This is a genomic window from Sinorhizobium fredii USDA 257, from assembly GCF_000265205.3.
In the GTDB taxonomy this organism is placed as follows: domain Bacteria; phylum Pseudomonadota; class Alphaproteobacteria; order Rhizobiales; family Rhizobiaceae; genus Sinorhizobium; species Sinorhizobium fredii_B.
This window is the reverse complement of the sequence record NC_018000.1, coordinates 2,214,195-2,230,851: the sequence shown is the minus strand read 5'-3', so window position 1 is coordinate 2,230,851 and position 16,657 is coordinate 2,214,195. Positions and strand designations below refer to the sequence as shown.

Genomic DNA, 16,657 nt, shown 5'->3' with positions numbered 1-16,657 from the left:
ATGTCCCAAAGAGGGGGGCTCCCAGCGGGCCGGAAGCCTGCCCGTTTTTACAGTTTCGGCAGTGTGGTCACGACGGTCTGCTTGCCGTCCTTGACCTCGACGAGGAAGCTTTCGCGGTTGACCTCGCCCTTGTCGTCCCAGCTGGTCTCCATCAGGATGCCGGGTTCGTCAGCCGGGGTGATGGTCATGCCGTGCAGCGCATCCGCAAAGGCCTGCCGGTCGACCTTGCCGTTCTTGGTGGTGACGTACTTCACCACATAGGCGCCCATATAGGCCTTGATCGCATTGTGATCGGGTTTGTAGTTGTACTTCGCCTCGAACTTCTTGGCGAATTCCTCGATGCCGGGGATCGGCGCATTGGCGCTGAGGCCGACATGGCCGCGCACGCCGTTGACCGCATCGCCGGCAAGGTCGACGACCTTCTGGTTCATCAGCGTCGTTTCGCCGAAGACCGGCTGGGCCACGCCCTGCTTGCGGATTTCTTTGAGAAGCCGGGCGCTTTCCTCTTCATGCAGATAGGCGAAGATCGCATCCGCATTGCTCGACTTCAGCTTGATGACGTCGGCCGCGAAATCGGCCTGCCCCACCTCGCTCGATACGTCGGCATTGACCGCGATGCCGCTCTTCTCCAGCTCGGCGACAAAGGAATCGCGTCCGCCCTTGCCGAAATCGTCATTGACCCAGGCGACGGCGACCGACTTCACCTTCATTTCCTCGGTCAGGTACTTGACCAGTTTGGGCATCGACTGCTGGGCGCCAAACGAGGTGCGGAAAATATAGGGATTGCCCATGTCGGTGATGAACGGGGCCTCGGCGCCGGTCAGCTGCGGCACACCGTTCTGCTGGGCGACCATCATGTTCACCTTGACCGAGCCGGAATAGATCGGTCCCATGATGACATAGGCGCCGTCGTCGATCGCCTTCTGTACCATGGCGCGCGAGGTGGTCGGGTCGGTCTGCGTGTCGTAATCCGTCACCTCGACCTTTTCGCCGAGGATGCCGCCGGCAGCGTTGATCTCCTCGAAGGCGAGCTTCAGCGCATCGCGCCAGTTGCTCCCGACGGTGGCGCCGGCGCCCGAAAGCTCGATTACGTTCGCAATCTTTATCGTGTCGGCCCAGGATATGTTCGGCAGACCGGCCGATATCGCCATGGCGATCGCGATCGACGCAATAGCTGTCTTTGTCATGTTCTCCTCCTTAGTCCATTCTTTTATGAGCGGCGAACCTCCCCCGCCCAGCTTCGTGATACTGGCCGATCTCCGGCGTAACGGCAAATACCAAGTTGTGTAGAGTCAATAACATCATGTTATCTTTTGGCGCGGGCCATTTCGGCTCTCAGCGTGTCGATGAAGCGCTCCGCGAAGATCGATCGCGGCACGTCCCGGCGGTACGCGACGAAGGTCGGAAAGGTCGTGTCCGCTTCGATCTCCAGGCATTTGATTCCTGGCACCCTGCCTCCGGCGACGGTAAACTCGTCGATGATGGCGATGCCGAGATCGGCGGCGACGAGGGCACAGACGGTCGTGCCGAAACGCGCCTTGATCTTCATATCATAGGCGAGGTTCTGACGACGGAAAATCTCGGTCATCACCCGCCCATAGGGATCGTTCGGATCGATGCCGATCAACGTATGGCGGACAATGTCCGCCGGTGCGATCGTGTGCTTCGCGGCGAGCTCGCTGTTTTGCGGGACGATGCAGAGCAGCCGGCCGGTCGCGAGCGGTTCGAAATGGATGATCGAATGTTCGAGATAGGAGCTGATGGCAACGACCTCGCCGCGGCCGACGAGCAGGTAATCGACCGCTTCCTCAATTTTAAGAATGTTGATATCGACATAGAGCCCCGGATACTGCTGGCGCAGCTTGGCGATCGCTCGCGGCACCATCACATTGGCGATGCTCGGAACGGAGCCGATGCTGAGCTCGAGCCCATCACCTTTTTCCAGCCGCTGCACCGCGAACTGCAGATCCTCGACCTGTCGATAAACGGTGTCGAGCAATCCGAAAATGTGCCGCGCTTCGGGCGTCGGCACATATCGCCCGTGGCTGCGGTTGAAGAGGCGAACCCGAAGACTGTCTTCCGTATACTTCATCAGCCGGCTGACACCGGGTGCCGCGACGCCGAGGAGCTTCGCCGCACCGGCGACTGTGCCGGTGACCATGATAGCGCGGATCACCTCGATCTGTCGCAAAGTCAGCATGACGCCTCCCAACGCCTCCAACGAATCCATTGGTAAGTTTCAAGCGCCGCAGAAACAAGTTGTTAAGTTCACCCATCTCATTGGTGGTTCACGACGTCATATAGGCGCTGCTGGGCGGTCTCGACGGACATGCTCTCGTCGCTGAAGAATGCAGCCAGTACGCCGATCCAGCCGTCGGACATCTGCGTGGGCATGGCCATCGACTGGGCGCTGACGCCGCTGTTCCGGACGATCTTCTCGAGGCCCAGCCGGCCGCACCGGTCGAGCCCGCTCGGATCGACGTCGGTGCGGACCGGCAGGGAACCCTTGATACGGCTGAAGGCAACCTGATTGTCGCGATCGAGCACCATGCGCGCGAAGGCGCGCTGCGCTTCGGCGGCGCCTTCGCGGTTGGTCAGCGGAAAGGCGAAGGCGTCGATTACCATGAAATAGGCGATTTCGGTGCCGGGCATCAGGCTGCAGCCGAAATCCTTGTCGACGGCGTAGCCGCGCGCCACCAGTTCACCCTTTGCCCAGTCCCCCATGAACTGCATGCCCGCCTTGCCGGCTCCCACGGCGGCCGTGGCGTCCGCCCAGGTCCTGTGCCGGCGAGCTGCCGCCGGTTCCGTATAGCGCGACAGACGCCGCAGCATGCCGAGCGCCTCTGCCATGCGCGGATCTTTGACCAGCGCCGGGTCGCCGCGGATGATCCGCGCGTAGCCATCGGCACCGAGTTTCGAATAGACGATGCCGTTGAAGATCAGGGAGATCTCCCACGGGCCTTCGCCGAGTGCGATGGGCAGGTGGCCCGCGGCCTCGATCTTCTCGGCGGCGGCGAAGATCTCGTCCCATGTCTCGGGCGCTTTCAGGCCGGCCTCGCGGAAGATGGCCTCGCTGGTCCAAAGCCAGTTCTCCGCGTGGATGCTGGTCGGCGCGAAGAAGACCTTGTCCTTGTAGGTAATGCGATCGAGCACAGTTGCCGGCAGGACGCGGCGCCAGTCATCCGACGTGGCGACCGCTTCGATGTCGAGCACGATGCCCATCTCCGGCAGCTCGCGGGAGCCCTCATTGGCGTTCCATTGCATGACGGCGGGCGCATAGCCGTTGGCGATGCGATCGCTGACGATCCTGTGCACCGCCACTTTGTTTTCCGCAGGAAGATCGACCCACTGATGGCCGGCTTCGGCCCATGCCTTCCGCAATACGTCAAGTGCCGCCGACTCGCTCTTCGAAATCCAGAAATGCACGACATCCACAGCGCCGCGCTGATCGGCCGCCGCAGCGGGAAGGGAAGTCGCCAGCAGGAGTGCCGCCGCAAGCCAGGCACCCTTGATTTCTTTTCTCACAACATCCTCCATCCTTTTAGGTCACCGCCGCGCGATCCGCCTGAGCGGCGCCGTCGCAGGTCCTGAGTCCGTGCGCCGGTGGATGGCAGCGGCCTGCTGCGGCAGCCGCTTGCCTGCAAGGGCGACCGGCTCGGGTCTGGCGAAATGGTATCCCTGGCCGACGTCGCAGCCGGCCTCCATCAGGAAGCGTCTTTGCTGATCCGTCTCGATGCCCTCGGCGACGCAGTGCTTGCCGAGGCTCTGGGCAAGATGGATCATGGCGCGGATGATCTGCTCGCTGCGGGCGTCGCGGCCTATGCCGTCGACAAAGCTCCGGTCGATCTTCAATTCGTCGAAAGGGAAATCGCGCAGATGCACGAGCGAGGCGAAGCCGGTGCCGAAATCGTCGAGCGAGATCGAAAGGCCGTGCTCGCGGAAGCGTGCCACCGTCGCCAGGATCTGGTCGGCCGAGCGATTGAGAAAAACGTCCTCGGTAATCTCGACCGCGAAATCCTGCCACTCCAGGCGGTTCTCCCGGACGGTGGCGGCGAAGAACTCGTAGCCTTCGCCGCCGACCAGAAGGACCTCGGGAAGATTGACCGAAACGGGGCCGGGAACAAGGCCGGCATTCTTCCAGGTCTTGAGGTCGCGGCCGACAGCGGCGATCACGGCGCGGGTCATGCCGCGGATCAGCTGCGTGCCTTCCATCAAGGGCAGGAAGCGCCCGGGCGGAAGCAGACCGAGTTCGGGGTGCTGCCACCGCACGAGCGCCTCGAAGCCCAGATGCGTCCCGGTCATGAGATCGACCTTCGGCTGGTAGTGCACGACGAACTCGTTGCGATCGGCCGCAAGGACCAGGGCGAGCGAAAGCTGGTTCTCTTCGAGCCGCCGCGCCAGCGCCGCCTCGTCGAATATAACCATGGTGTTGCGGCCGGCCTTCGCCGTATAGAGCGCCAGGTCCACGATGCGCATCAATCCGGCCTCGTCCGAGGCGTGATCGGGCACAATGGCACCGCCAATGCTCGCCGAGACCTGCAGGCCGCGTCCCTCGAAGGGAATGGCCGCGGCGATCGCCTCGATCGCCCGCTCGGCAACAGATTCGAGCGCGGATGCATCGCCAATTCCAGGCAGCAGCACGGCGAACTCGTCGCCGCCGAGCCGGGCGATGAAGTCGCTCGCGCGCAACGTCTCCTGGAGGGCGCTCGCGACGTGGCACAGCACCGCATCGCCGGCCGGATGGCCGAGGCCGTCATTGATGCTCTTGAAGCGGTCGAGGTCGACCAGCAGCATGGAGAAGACGGCGCCGGTCCGCTCCAGTTCGCCAAAGAGATCGCCGAGCGCGGCGTTGAAGGACGAGCGGTTGTTGAGACCGGTCAGAGCGTCGGTGTGGGCAAGAATCGTTAGCTGTTGCTCGAAAGCCATCGTCCGGCGTTGCTCGTTGCGCAGCTTCTTCAGGAGGGGACTGAAGAGGAAGGTGCTCGCCAGAACAACGGTGGCGGCGATCAGTGCGAGGAGACCCGTGCTGATACGCTTGGCATTATCGATGCTGACGTCGCTGCGGTCGTGCGCGTGGCGGATCAGGTCGGCGAACTGGCGCATCAGCATGCTGTCGGCGGCGACGGCGAAGTCAATCGGCCCCCAGAACGAATAGCGCTGCCGGCGGTCCTCGGCGCTGGTATCGGCAATCCGCGCCGCCCGCTCGAGAAAGTCCTCGAGGCGGACATTGAGTTCGTGGCGCAATTCAACCGAAATCTCGTCGCGCGGGTTGAGCCGCTCCAGGAGATTGCCGCCGATGCTCCGATCCAGCGCGTGCAATTCTGTGCTGATCGCCCGGATGTCGCCTATCGCCCGGTGGATGTCGTCGCTCATCGGACCGATGATGTAGTCCGGCAGGTTCGGATCAGCCGAGGCGCGCATCAGCGCGCGCGTCTGGTTGGCGAGCTGCTGGAAGCGGATGAACTGATTGCTGGTGAGAAAACTGATTTTCTGTTGAAGCGAATGGCGGTCGAGGGCGACCAGCATGGTCAGATAGGTGGCAGCGATCAGCAGCGTCATCACGATGACGGCATGGAGATAATGCCGGCCGATCGACCGAATGTACTGCTCCAGCGATTGCCGCGGCTTGCTCAGCGGTTTTCCAGTCATCTCGTCATCCTGCCCCGCTCCTACCTTTGTTGCCCCCGCCTTGCCTCCGTCAGGAGCTGGTCCTCGCTGGCTGTTCGTAGGCCCCTCGCACGGATTTCTGTGACAAGGCTGTCATGATGCGGTCGAGCTCGTCGGCAACCGAGAGCATGCGATCCCTGGCGTTCACGAGGTCGGCCACGCGGGCGCGGTCTTCGGAGGTTCTGGTCGAAAAAACGGCGATATTTGACATTTCGGAATTCCATGAGCTGTTAGAACGGCGGCGCGGCGACACCCGCCCCTCACCCTGGCCTTTACCCGCAGGCGGGGAGAGGGGCGTGGAGGGCGAGTCCCTTCGCCCCGCCGGGGAGAAGGTCGCAGCAGCGGGATGAGGGGGCGAGCTCCCCATCCCGGGGAAGCGCTCAGAACTCCTCCCACTCGTCGACGGCGGCCGCGGTCGCGGCCTTGCTGCCGAAGGCGCGGGCGATGCGGCCGCCGAGCGCACGTGCCGGGGAAGCGACCGGCTTTGCCGTCTCGCGGGCGGCACGCAAGTTCGATGCGCCCTCGAGCTTGAAGCGGGCGACAAGATCGCGGAGTTTCGCCGCTTCCAGGGCGAGGCTTGAGGCCGCTGCGGTCGACTGTTCGACCATCGCGGCATTCTGCTGGGTGCTCTGGTCCATCGAATTGACCGCCGTGTTGATCTCGGCAAGCCCAGTCGACTGCTCCTTGGCGGAGACGGCGATCGCGTTCATGTGGCTGTTAATCTGGCCGATGAAGCCGCCAATCACGTTCAGCGCCTCACCGGTATCGCGCACCAGCTTGACGCCGCTTCCGACTTCGGTCGTCGAGTTCTGGATCAGCCCCTTGATTTCCTTGGCAGCCTGCGCGGAGCGCTGGGCAAGCTCGCGCACCTCCTGGGCGACCACCGCGAAGCCCTTGCCGGCATCGCCTGCACGGGCCGCCTCGACGCCGGCGTTGAGCGCCAGGAGGTTGGTCTGGAAGGCGATCTCGTCGATGACGCCGATGATGTTGGAGATCTGCTGCGAGCTCTCCTCGATGCGGCGCATCGCCTCCTCGGCATGCGACACAACCTCCGCGGATTTCGCCGCGCTGTGGTTGGCCTGGGTCGCGACCGTGCGGGCTTCCTCGGTCAGCTTCGTCGAGGAGCCGACATTGGCGACGATTTGATCGAGGGCAGCGGCGGTCTCCTCCAGCGAAGCGGCCTGCTGTTCGGTGCGCTTGGCGAGATCCTGGGCGCCGGAGGCGATCTCGCGGGTGCCGTTGTCCATCGTGCCGATGCTTTCGGCGATGGAGGACAAGGCCGTGCCGAGCTGGCGGACTGACTGGTTGAAGTCCTGGCGCAGCGACTCGAAGTCCGGCGCGAAGGCGTCGTTAAGCTGGAAGGCAAGGTCGCCGGCTGCAAGCCGCTTCAGGCCGGCGGCGAGATTGTCGGAGGCAAAGCGCAGCGCTTCGGCCTCGCGCTCGTTGCGGCGCTGGACCTCGGCGCGCTCGGCTTCCTGGCGGCTGCGCGAATCTGCCGCCTCCACTTCGAGGCGCTGATTGGCGAGCGCGTTCTGGCGGAACACCTCGACGGCCTCGGCCATCGCACCGATCTCGTCCTGACGGCCGGCGAAGGGGATCTGCGACTGCGCGTCGCCAGAGGCGAGATTGCGCATTGCGCCGGTAATGCGGGAAATCGGATTGGCGATACCAGAGACGGCAAAGGCGATGACGCCGCCGCCGGCAAGCACCCCGATCGCACAGAGAATGGAGATAAGTTTCAGGGCACTTTCCAGGAGATTCTGGATGTCCGCACCGGAACGGGCGGCGCCCTCCTTGTTGAGGCCGACAATGACGTCGACCGACTTGGCGATCTCGGCAAAGCGCGGCGCCATTTCCTTGGAAATGATCTGCTTGGCGTCCTCATCCTTGGTTGCGGCCGAAGCAGCGACCATCCGGCGGCCCGAGTCGATCAGTTGGCCGGCCGCGTTCTTGATCTTCGCGAGTTCGGTCTGTTCGTTCGCCTCGGTCACGAGCGCCGCGTAGTCGTCGATCGCCTTGAAGAAGCGGCTCTTCTCCTCCTCGATCGCCGTTTCGGCCGCGTGTTCCTCGTCGTCCGTCGTCGCCAGGACATGGCGATTAAAGGCCACCCTCAGGTCGGAAAGAGCGGTATCGATCTCCTTGGATCGCTCGACGCTCGGCAACCAATTATCGACGATCTCATCGCTCTTGACGTCGATGGTGGAGAGCGAGCTGATCGATACCCAGGAGATGGCGGCGGTCGTCAGGACCATACCGGCAATCGAGCCTATCAGCGACAATTTCACACTTGGTCGTTTCACTATGACTACCTCTGAGCTGTATTCGGGAGACGAATCTCCGCGTGGTCGAGAATTTTGCCGCGATAGCTTGCCCGGTCGCTTCGAAGCCAGGACAACGGGAGGATTGTCCTTCGAAGGCAGCGGGGACAGCTTCAGAGCCCGAGCACGCAGCCGTCCTCTCGCGCCCCTTGCCGAGCGCGGCCAGCCGATCCTCGAAATCATGCGGTCTTGAAAATCCGGCGGGCTCATCCCGCAGGAGCGAACGGAGGAAAGGCCGGAGCCTTCTGGAGATCGAGACTCCGAGGAATCGGATACCGTCCCCCGGTTGCATTGGCGATCGCCGTCGCAATCACCACCCAAGCGGTGTTGAGTAAACAAACGCTTAAATACAACGCATGTCGAACAGTTCGCGGCGGAAAGTGGACACGTCCGTGCAGAAAGTGGATAGGACCAGTGTTTCGTTCCGAAACCGCATCGGCCCCACCCCGTGCAAACGGCTGGCAATGCCGCGGCGGACGTCGCCGCTTCGGGCGATTGCCGGCGGCGCACTGTCCGCCTATTGTCCCGAACTCTGCATGTTCTCCTTAAATCGACCTCGATCTAAGGAGACAGGCAGCAATTCAAAGTGCTAGCGACCTTTGCGCGTCTGATAAGACGAGCGGCGCTGTAGAAGGAAAAACGCATAGTGATGGCCTATTTGCTGGTATTCCTCGGTGCCGGACTGGGCGGGGCGATGCGCCATGGCGTTAACCAGTTGGCCACCCAGGTCCTGGGTGTCGCTTTCCCCTATGGCACGCTGGCGGTCAACGTCACTGGTTCCTTCGCGATGGGCCTCCTTGCCGAATATTTCGCCTTGCGCGGCCATCTGCCTCAGGATGTGCGGCTGTTCCTGGCGACGGGCGTGCTCGGCGGGTTCACGACCTTCTCCGCCTTCTCGCTCGACACGATCAGTCTCTGGGAGCGCGGCGAGTGGATAGGCGCTGCGGCCTACGCCGCTGCCTCCCTGGCCTTTTCGCTTCTCGGGCTGGTGGCCGGCCTGATGCTCGTCCGCTTCGTCACAGCCGGACAGGCGGTGTGATCGCTGCGCGCTGAATATTAGTGTTATCTTCTGTAGCAGGCGCGAATTCTTCACCAATTCGAAACCAAGAAGTGCCATTTCTTAAGGCTGAACGGAGCGACGCAACGCGCGTCTCAGCCGCCATGAAGGCGGTGACCAACAGCGAGCAACTCGCCCGCATGAACTGGGTTTTCACTGCATCGGACGGATGACGGCGGCAGCGTCGGCATGGCGAGATGTGGTGAAGCACCTGCATGCCATGCAGATCGCACGTATTCATCTCATTGGATATTGAGGGCAGGCGAGCGGCGCGATCCGGCTGTGCGCAATCGCGAAGCGTCAGGGACAAGGAAACATCGATGAGCCATTTCAAAAGCTTCGGGATCGCCGCACGCCTCGCCACCGGCTTCGGCTTCCTGCTTCTCATGATGGTCGGCTTGACCATCTATTGCGCCGTTGAGGTCGAAGAGATCAACGGCAATCTCGCCACCATCAATGACGTGAACAGTGCGAAGCAACGCTTTGCGATCAATTATCGCGGCAGCGTCCATGACCGGGCCATCGCTATCCGCGACGTCACGCTGGTGACCTCCAATGAGGACCACAATACGGCGGTCGCCACGATCGCGAAACTCGCCGCCACCTACGCCGAAAACGAAAAGCGGATGGCCGAAATGATCGCCTCTCCGGCCGGCGCGACCGAACAGGAGCGAACCATCCTCGCCGAAATCGCCGCGATCCAGGCCAAGACCAATCCGCTCGTCGCAGAAATCATCGCGCTGCAGAAGAAGGGGGACCGAGAGGCGGCGCGCCGCATCCTGCTGGAACAGGCCAGCTCGCTTTTCGAGGCCTGGCTCGGCGCTATCAACAAATTCATCGACTACCAGGAAGCCTTGAACAAATCTATCGGCAGCGACGTGCGCGACACCGTGAGCGGTTTCGAATCCGTGGCATTCACGGCGCTCGGTGTCGCGGCGCTTCTTTCGATCGTCGCCGCCGCGCTGACGGCGCGCTCGATTATTGGCCCGCTTTCCAAGCTTCAACTGTCACTGAAGGCGATGGCCGAGGGCGACTTGAGCGGCGACCGCCGCCTTGAGGCGCGCCGCGACGAGATCGGGACGTTGGCCCGTGCGGTCGCCGCGCTGCGGGATGCGATCTCCGCAAAGGCTGAGCGCGAGGCGGATGCAGAGGCGACACGGGCGATAACGGCGCGCCAGCGGCTCGAAGAGGATGCGAAGCAGCGCGATGCCCTGGCAGAACAGACGGGTGAGGCCGTCCATCAGCTTGCCGCCGCGCTGCAAAATCTGGCCGACGGCGACCTGACCCAGAGGATCGATACGCCGTTCATTCCGTCGCTCGACAAGTTGAGGCTCGATTTCAACGCCGCGGTCGAAAAGCTGCGCGAGGCGATGCAGGCGGTTGCCGAGAATGCAAGCGCCATCGCAGGAGGCGCGCAGGAGATCCGATCTGCATCCGACGATCTTTCCAAACGGACGGAACAGCAGGCGGCTTCCGTCGAGGAGACGGCCGCCGCACTCGAAGAGATCACCACCACGGTCGCCGACTCCAGCAACCGCGCTCAGGAGGCGGGGCAACTCGTTCGCAAGACGAAGGATAGTGCGGAGCGTTCCGGACGCGTCGTCCGAGACGCGGTCGACGCCATGGGCAAGATCGAAGCCTCGGCGGTCGAGATCGGCAATATCATCGGCGTGATCGACGAGATCGCCTTCCAGACCAACCTCTTGGCACTGAATGCCGGCGTCGAGGCGGCTCGTGCCGGCGAGGCCGGCAAGGGCTTCGCCGTCGTTGCCCAGGAGGTACGCGAGCTGGCACAGCGTTCCGCCAAGGCCGCCAAGGAGATCAAGGAGTTGATTAACACCTCGAACGACCACGTCAAGAATGGCGTGGCCCTCGTCGGGGAAACCGGCAAGGCGCTGCGGGAAATCGTCGAGCAGGTCCAACAGGTCGACGGCAATGTCGGCGCGATCGTCGAAGCTTCGAAGGAGCAGGCGACGGGCTTGAAGGAGATCAACACGGCCGTTAACACGATGGACCAGGGGACGCAGAAGAACGCGGCCATGGTCGAGGAAGCGACGGCCGCCGCCCACGGTCTTGCCAGGGAGGCGGACGCACTGTTCCAATTGTTGCGCCAGTTCGATATCGGCGCAGGCGCGGCATCGATGCACACGTCGTCGGCTCCCAGCCGGCGCTCGGCTGCTTGACCGGCTTGCCAGCTGGTCGCCAAGATCGTCCAATCCTTCCGGGGGAATGCACTGTGGCGGAGGAATGGCAGGCGCTTTGATGTCGCCGGCGGCTTTGTCGTCCTGCCCTAAGTGGGACCCCCCTCTGCCCTGCCGGGCATCTCCCCCACAAGGGGGGATCGGCTGCTCGCTCTACACTTGCCGTGATCATGGATGCGGTGTGAGCTCGTGACATCGATCTTAAGGCAGATCGGTGCCTCTAGCCAATTTCCCCCTTGTGGGGGAGACGCCCGGCAGGGCAGAGGGGGTGTCGACATCCGCACTCCCGATCCGCCGCTGCAATTCGATCGGATGCGGTTCTAGCTATTCAAACCGAACCGGCAGGGTCCAGCTGCCATCGAGCCTTACTTCGAGGCGGCCGGGTGCAGCGACATCGAGGGCGCCGCACAGGCTGCCGGTGGTGACGATCTCTCCGGTAGCGAGTGTGTCTTCCGCCCTTTGCGTTTCATTGGCCCAGCCGACGAGCCAGGCGAGCACGTCGCCAGCCGGGTGGTGGGCCTCGCCGGCGAAGAGCGGCGCTCCGTCGAGGCTCACTTCGAGGCTCCGCGCCTCCGCGCCATCGAGAAGATTGCGCGGCAGTTCGGGCCCGAGCGCATAGCCGGCATTGCCGAGACGATCGGCGAGGAAGAGAAGGTACGGCGCCTTGCCGCCTTCCTCGATGCGGCTGTCGAGCACCTCGACGCCGAGATGGACCGCGCCGATCGCGGCGATCACCTCGCCCCGGCTGTAGCCGGTCTGTCGCGGCGGCAGGTCCGAGGCGAGACGGAAGCCGATCTCCGCCTCGACGCGCAGGCCTTTCCGCCAGCGGAAGGTCACGGGTTGCCCATCCGGCCCGGCGATCGCGACCGGCGAGAGGCGGCCGGCGACGCCGACGCCTTCGGGCGAGCGGGCCACCTTGTATCCGCTGGCAGGCGCTTCCTCGGGCGTGACGAGCAAAGCCTGCACGGCGATCGCCTCGGCAATGGTCTCGGGTCCCGGCAGTTGCGCGGCGGCGATGCGATCCTTTGCGGTCGCGAAGCGCTGGGCGAGTTCAGCGGGATCGAAGGTGCTTGCAGCGTCTATCATGGTAATCATCCGGAATGAGAGGGAGAGGGTCAGGCAGCGGAATGGGCGACACCCGTCGACCCTCTGAGGATCAGGCGGCTTTCGAGCGGCGGCGGCGGCGGCGGTTGCTCACCCGCAAGGCAAGCTAGCAGATAATCCGCCGCCCGCCGTCCGATCTCGGAATTGTCGACGCGCATGGTGGTGAGCGGCGGGTCGGTCTGTTCCGCCATCGCCACGTCGTCGAAACCGGTGATGGAGAGCTCTCCCGGCACGTCGATGCCGAGCCCCCGCGCCTCGATGAGCGCGCCGATCGCCAGCGCGTCGTTGCCGCAGACGACTGCCGTCGGGCGGGGCCCGGGGGCTTCGATGATCGAGCGCAGGCTCTGGCGGCCGAAGGCAATGCTCGCCGGCCCCTCGCGTACGTGCTGGGGCCGCAGCGCCACGCCTTCTTCGGCAAGTGCTGCGCACAGGCCTTCAATTCGGGCCACTACACGGTCGTTGTCGATCGACGGCTGATGGATAAATCCGAAATCGCGATGGCCGAGATCGAGCAGATGGCGGGCGATCCGCCGGAAGGCGGCGGCATTGTCGAAACCGATGCTCGGGTGAGGGGAGCCGGGCCGGTGCGAATAGGTGAGGACGTAGGGGACGCCGCGCGCCGCGATCGTCTCGAACAGGCCGGGGCGATGCGATTCCCCGACGATCGCCAGCGCCTCAACGCCGCGCGCCAGCATCGTCCGGACCTGGTTTGCGGCCTGGTCGGCGTCGTAGTTCGAACAGCCGATCAGCACCGTGACGCCGTCTCCGGACAAGCGGGTCTGTAAGGCGCCGACCTGCGAAGCAAAGACGTCGTTGTCGAGCGTCGGAATGAGGACGCCGGCAAGCCAGGTGCGGCGGCTCGCGAGCGCCGCGCCGGCCGGATGCGGCATCCAGCCAAGCTCGGCCGCCGCCTTCAGCACTTTTTCGCGAATTTCCGGCGCGACCTTCTCCGGCGCATTGAAGGCCCGCGACACCGTGGCGGTCGAAACGCCGGCCAGCGCCGCCACGTCGAGGGCGCGTGCCCCCGCCTGTGAGTTCCGCTCTCTTCCTCCACGTCCCATGGGGCCAATTCTCCTCTATCGATCAGGTATGTATACGGTTACATCGCATTTTCCAATAGCTTTACTTTCTGTTTGACACATCGCATGAAAGTGCTATGTAAGCGCTTACATCTTGACCGGCTTCCGGAGGCGATCATGTGCCGAGGCGCATGATCGGGAAAGCCGTCATCGGAGGAGGAACCGCCATGCACGCGATTCGGAAATTCCTGCTAAGCCCCGTGCAGTTCCTGCTCGCCGCCTGTCTCGCGGCTATGCTGGTTCTGGTCTTCGGCAATGTCGTGCTGCGCTATGCCTTCAACACGGGCATTTCCGTGTCGGAGGAGCTGTCGCGCCTGCTCTTCGTCTGGCTGGTCTTTCTCGGCGCCGCGGTGACGCTGTTCGAGCAGGCGCATCTCGGCGTCGACACGCTGATCAGGCGCCTTTCCCGCAAGGGCCGCCTCGTCTGCTTTGTGCTCTCCAACCTGCTGATGCTCTATACGACCTGGCTGATCTTTTCCGGCACCTGGCAGCAGGCCGGCATCAATCTCGGCATGACGACGCCGGTCATGGGCATTTCCCAGGTCTGGTTCTTCGTGCCGGTGCTGATCTTCACGGCCTTCGCGGCCGCCTGGTTCTGCCTGTCGCTCCTGCGTTCGCTGAGCGGCCGGATCAGCGACGAGGAGCTGATCGGCGTCAAGGAATCGGAAGAGGATTTCGGTATCGCGCAATTGCCGCCTGGTAGCGGGCCGCCGCGCTGAGGGTGTTGCCGAGCCGTCTCGATGCGCCGCGCCGGCGCTTTCCGAAAGTTGCAGCCGCGATCAGAGGGGCGTGATCCCCTTCAGCACCAGCGGCAAAGGTTGGTCCGCGATGACAATTCTGGTCTTCATCACCGCCCTCCTCGCCGCCATGGCGATCGGCATGCCCATCGCCTATGCGCTGCTCCTCTGCGGCGTGGCGCTGATGGTCCAGCTTGCCATGTTCGATCCGCAGATCCTGGCCCAGAACCTCGTCGGCGGAACCGACAGCTTCACGCTGCTGGCCGTTCCCTTCTTCATGCTGGCGGGCGAGGTGATGAATGCCGGCGGGCTCTCGAAGCGGATCGTGGCGCTCGCCCTGACGCTCGTCGGCCATGTGCGCGGCGGGCTCGGTTATGTGGCGATCATCGCCGCCTGCGTCCTCTCGGCACTCTCCGGTTCCGCCGTCGCCGACGCGGCAGCGCTCGGGGCGCTGCTCGTGCCGATGATGGTCAAGGCCGGCCACGACAAGGCGCGCTCCGCCGGCCTCGTCGCCTCGGCCTCGGTCATCGGACCGATCATCCCGCCGTCTATCGCCTTCATCCTGTTCGGCGTCACCGCCAACCTGTCGATCTCGAAGCTGTTCATGGCCGGCATTGCGCCGGGTCTGATGATCGGTGCCGGTCTCGCGGTCGCCTGGTGGCTGATGGTGCGCAAGGAGGAGATCGAATTGCGGCCGCGCGCCAGCGGCGCCGAGCGGCTGAAGGCGCTTCGCGAAAGCCTTTGGGCGCTGGGCCTGCCGGTGATCATCATCTTCGGGCTGAAATTCGGTCTGTTCACGCCGACCGAGGCCGCCGTGGTGGCCGCCGTCTATTCGATCTTCGTCGCCACTTGCATCTATCGCGAGCTCAGCCTCGGCCAGCTCTACGCCGTCTTCGTCTCCTCCGCCAAGGTGACGAGCGTCGTCATCTTTCTCGTCGCGGCGGCGCTCGTCTCGGCCTGGCTGATCACCATCGCCGATCTGCCGGGGCAGGTGATCGAACTCCTGTCGCCCTTCATGGACAGCCCGAAGCTCTTGATGCTGGCGATCATGATCCTCGTCGTCATCGTCGGCACGGCGATGGACATGGCGCCGACCATTCTGATCCTTGCGCCGGTGCTGGTGCCGGTGGTGCAGGCAGCCGGCATCGATCCGATCTATTTCGGCGTGCTGTTCATCATCAACAATTCCATCGGCCTCATCACGCCGCCGGTCGGCACGGTGCTGAACGTCGTCGCCGGCGTCTCGCGGCTCAACATGGAAACGGTAATCCGGGGCGTCACGCCCTTCATGGTCGCCCAGCTCGTCGTGCTGGCGCTGATGATCGCCTTCCCCGAACTCGTCACCTGGCCCGCCGCCTGGCTGGGGCGCTGATTTCCGAAAGAATCGCATCGTATCAAGGAGGAAACGACATGCGTAAGACATTGATGGCAGTGATAACCGGTCTGATGCTGGCATCAGCCGCGCCGCTCTCGGCAAGCGCCGAGATCCACGAGCAGACGCTCCGCTTTGCTAGCGCCGGCGCCGAAGGCTCGCCGCTCGTCATCGGCCAGCGCAAGTTCGCCGAGATCGTCAAGGAAAAGAGCGGCGGCAAGATCGACGTCAAGGTCTTCCCGGCCGGCATGCTCGGCGGCGACCTTCAGTCAGTGACCGCGCTGCAGGGTGGGCTTCTGCAGATGTCCGTCATGAACGCCGGCCTGATGGCGAGCCTTGCGCCGGACTTCGCCGTGCTCGACCTTCCTTTCCTGTTCGAATCGACCAAGGAAGCCGATGCGGTGATGGATGGCGAGGTCGGCAAGACCTTCGCCAAGCAACTTGACGGCAAGAACCTTGTTGTGCTCGCCTATTGGGAACTCGGCTTCCGCAACCTCACCAACAGCCGCCGCCCCGTCGAGAAGGTCGACGACATCGAAGGCCTGAAGATCCGCGTCGTGCAGTCGCCGATCTATCTGGAAATGTTCCAGGCGCTCGGCGCCAATGCGGTGCCGATGCCCTTCCCGGAAGTCTATACGGCGCTCGAGACCGGCACGGTCGACGGCCAGGAGAACCCGGCGCCGAGCATCCTGACGGCAAAGCTCAACGAGGTGCAGAAATACATCACGCTGACCCGCCACACCTATAATCCGATGGTGCTGCTATTCTCGAAGCCCCTCTGGGAGAAGCTCGACCAGGACGAAAAGGACCTGTTGCAGGCAGCCGCGAGCGAGGCGGCCGCCTTCCAGCGCCAGCTCTCCCGCGATGCCGATCAGAAGGCGGTCGACGCGCTTGCCGCTTCGGGCATGACGGTCACCAAGCTACCGCCGGAGGAAATCGCCCGGTTCCGCGAGAAGACCAAGCCGGTTGCCGATAAATTTGCGGCTTCCGCCAATCCGGACCTCGTCAAGGCGCTCAAGGAAACGATCGAGCGGGTGCGCGCCGCAAACTGAGATCTGAACTTGGCATGGGGCGTCAAGCTCCCGTGCCTTCCTCCCTTTTCCAATTCGAGGCTGACTGTCC

General features: G+C 63.7%; 13 protein-coding genes. 5 read left to right on the top strand and 8 right to left on the bottom strand.

Going from position 1 to position 16,657, the window contains the following annotated elements:
• Positions 1 to 47: 47 nt before the first annotated feature.
• From USDA257_RS10305 to USDA257_RS10280, 6 genes are all read right to left on the bottom strand, one after another.
• On the bottom strand, positions 48 to 1,187 hold the full coding sequence (locus USDA257_RS10305) for an ABC transporter substrate-binding protein (RefSeq protein ID WP_014762886.1): 1,140 nt from the start codon (positions 1,185 to 1,187) through the stop codon (positions 48 to 50).
• A 119-nt stretch (positions 1,188 to 1,306) separates the two neighbouring features.
• Positions 1,307 to 2,200, bottom strand: a complete 894-nt coding sequence (locus USDA257_RS10300; RefSeq protein ID WP_014762885.1) for a LysR family transcriptional regulator — start codon at positions 2,198 to 2,200, stop codon at positions 1,307 to 1,309.
• A 77-nt stretch (positions 2,201 to 2,277) separates the two neighbouring features.
• Complete coding sequence (locus USDA257_RS10295; protein WP_014762884.1) at positions 2,278 to 3,537, bottom strand: ABC transporter substrate-binding protein; 1,260 nt, start codon at positions 3,535 to 3,537, stop codon at positions 2,278 to 2,280.
• 9 nt (positions 3,538 to 3,546) lie between these two features.
• On the bottom strand, positions 3,547 to 5,649 hold the full coding sequence (locus USDA257_RS10290; RefSeq protein ID WP_014762883.1) for a putative bifunctional diguanylate cyclase/phosphodiesterase: 2,103 nt from the start codon (positions 5,647 to 5,649) through the stop codon (positions 3,547 to 3,549).
• Positions 5,650 to 5,698: 49 nt separating this feature from the next.
• Positions 5,699 to 5,878 carry a hypothetical protein gene (locus tag USDA257_RS10285; protein ID WP_014762882.1) on the bottom strand — a complete coding sequence of 60 codons (180 nt, stop codon included), beginning with the start codon at positions 5,876 to 5,878 and terminating at the stop codon, positions 5,699 to 5,701.
• Positions 5,879 to 6,047: 169 nt separating this feature from the next.
• Positions 6,048 to 7,967, bottom strand: a complete 1,920-nt coding sequence (locus USDA257_RS10280; RefSeq protein WP_014762881.1) for a methyl-accepting chemotaxis protein — start codon at positions 7,965 to 7,967, stop codon at positions 6,048 to 6,050.
• A gap of 667 nt (positions 7,968 to 8,634) precedes the next feature.
• On the opposite strand from USDA257_RS10280, the gene crcB reads away from it, so the two are divergent.
• Together crcB and USDA257_RS10270 are read left to right on the top strand one after the other, a co-directional pair.
• On the top strand, positions 8,635 to 9,024 hold the full coding sequence (crcB, locus tag USDA257_RS10275) for a fluoride efflux transporter CrcB (protein ID WP_041414065.1): 390 nt from the start codon (positions 8,635 to 8,637) through the stop codon (positions 9,022 to 9,024).
• Positions 9,025 to 9,362: 338 nt separating this feature from the next.
• Entirely contained in the window at positions 9,363 to 11,225 is a 1,863-nt protein-coding gene (locus USDA257_RS10270) for a HAMP domain-containing methyl-accepting chemotaxis protein (protein WP_041414064.1), read from the top strand.
• A gap of 342 nt (positions 11,226 to 11,567) precedes the next feature.
• Here USDA257_RS10270 and USDA257_RS10265 read toward each other — a convergent pair whose 3' ends face one another.
• A complete protein-coding gene (locus tag USDA257_RS10265) occupies positions 11,568 to 12,329 on the bottom strand; it encodes a fumarylacetoacetate hydrolase family protein (RefSeq protein ID WP_041414063.1) in 762 nt (253 codons plus the stop codon).
• A gap of 29 nt (positions 12,330 to 12,358) precedes the next feature.
• Positions 12,359 to 13,408 carry a LacI family DNA-binding transcriptional regulator gene (locus USDA257_RS10260; protein WP_014762876.1) on the bottom strand — a complete coding sequence of 350 codons (1,050 nt, stop codon included), beginning with the start codon at positions 13,406 to 13,408 and terminating at the stop codon, positions 12,359 to 12,361.
• Positions 13,409 to 13,593: 185 nt separating this feature from the next.
• Here USDA257_RS10260 and USDA257_RS10255 point away from each other — a divergent pair, with 185 nt between their 5' ends.
• From USDA257_RS10255 to USDA257_RS10245, 3 genes are all read left to right on the top strand, one after another.
• The gene (locus USDA257_RS10255) at positions 13,594 to 14,145 is read left to right on the top strand and encodes a TRAP transporter small permease (protein WP_014762875.1); all 552 of its coding nucleotides are present in this window, start codon (positions 13,594 to 13,596) and stop codon (positions 14,143 to 14,145) included.
• A 109-nt stretch (positions 14,146 to 14,254) separates the two neighbouring features.
• Positions 14,255 to 15,535: a TRAP transporter large permease subunit gene (locus USDA257_RS10250; protein ID WP_014762874.1), complete on the top strand. Its 1,281-nt coding sequence runs from the start codon at positions 14,255 to 14,257 to the stop codon at positions 15,533 to 15,535.
• Positions 15,536 to 15,573: 38 nt separating this feature from the next.
• Entirely contained in the window at positions 15,574 to 16,587 is a 1,014-nt protein-coding gene (locus USDA257_RS10245) for a TRAP transporter substrate-binding protein (protein WP_014762873.1), read from the top strand.
• The last annotated feature ends 70 nt before the right edge of the window (positions 16,588 to 16,657 follow it).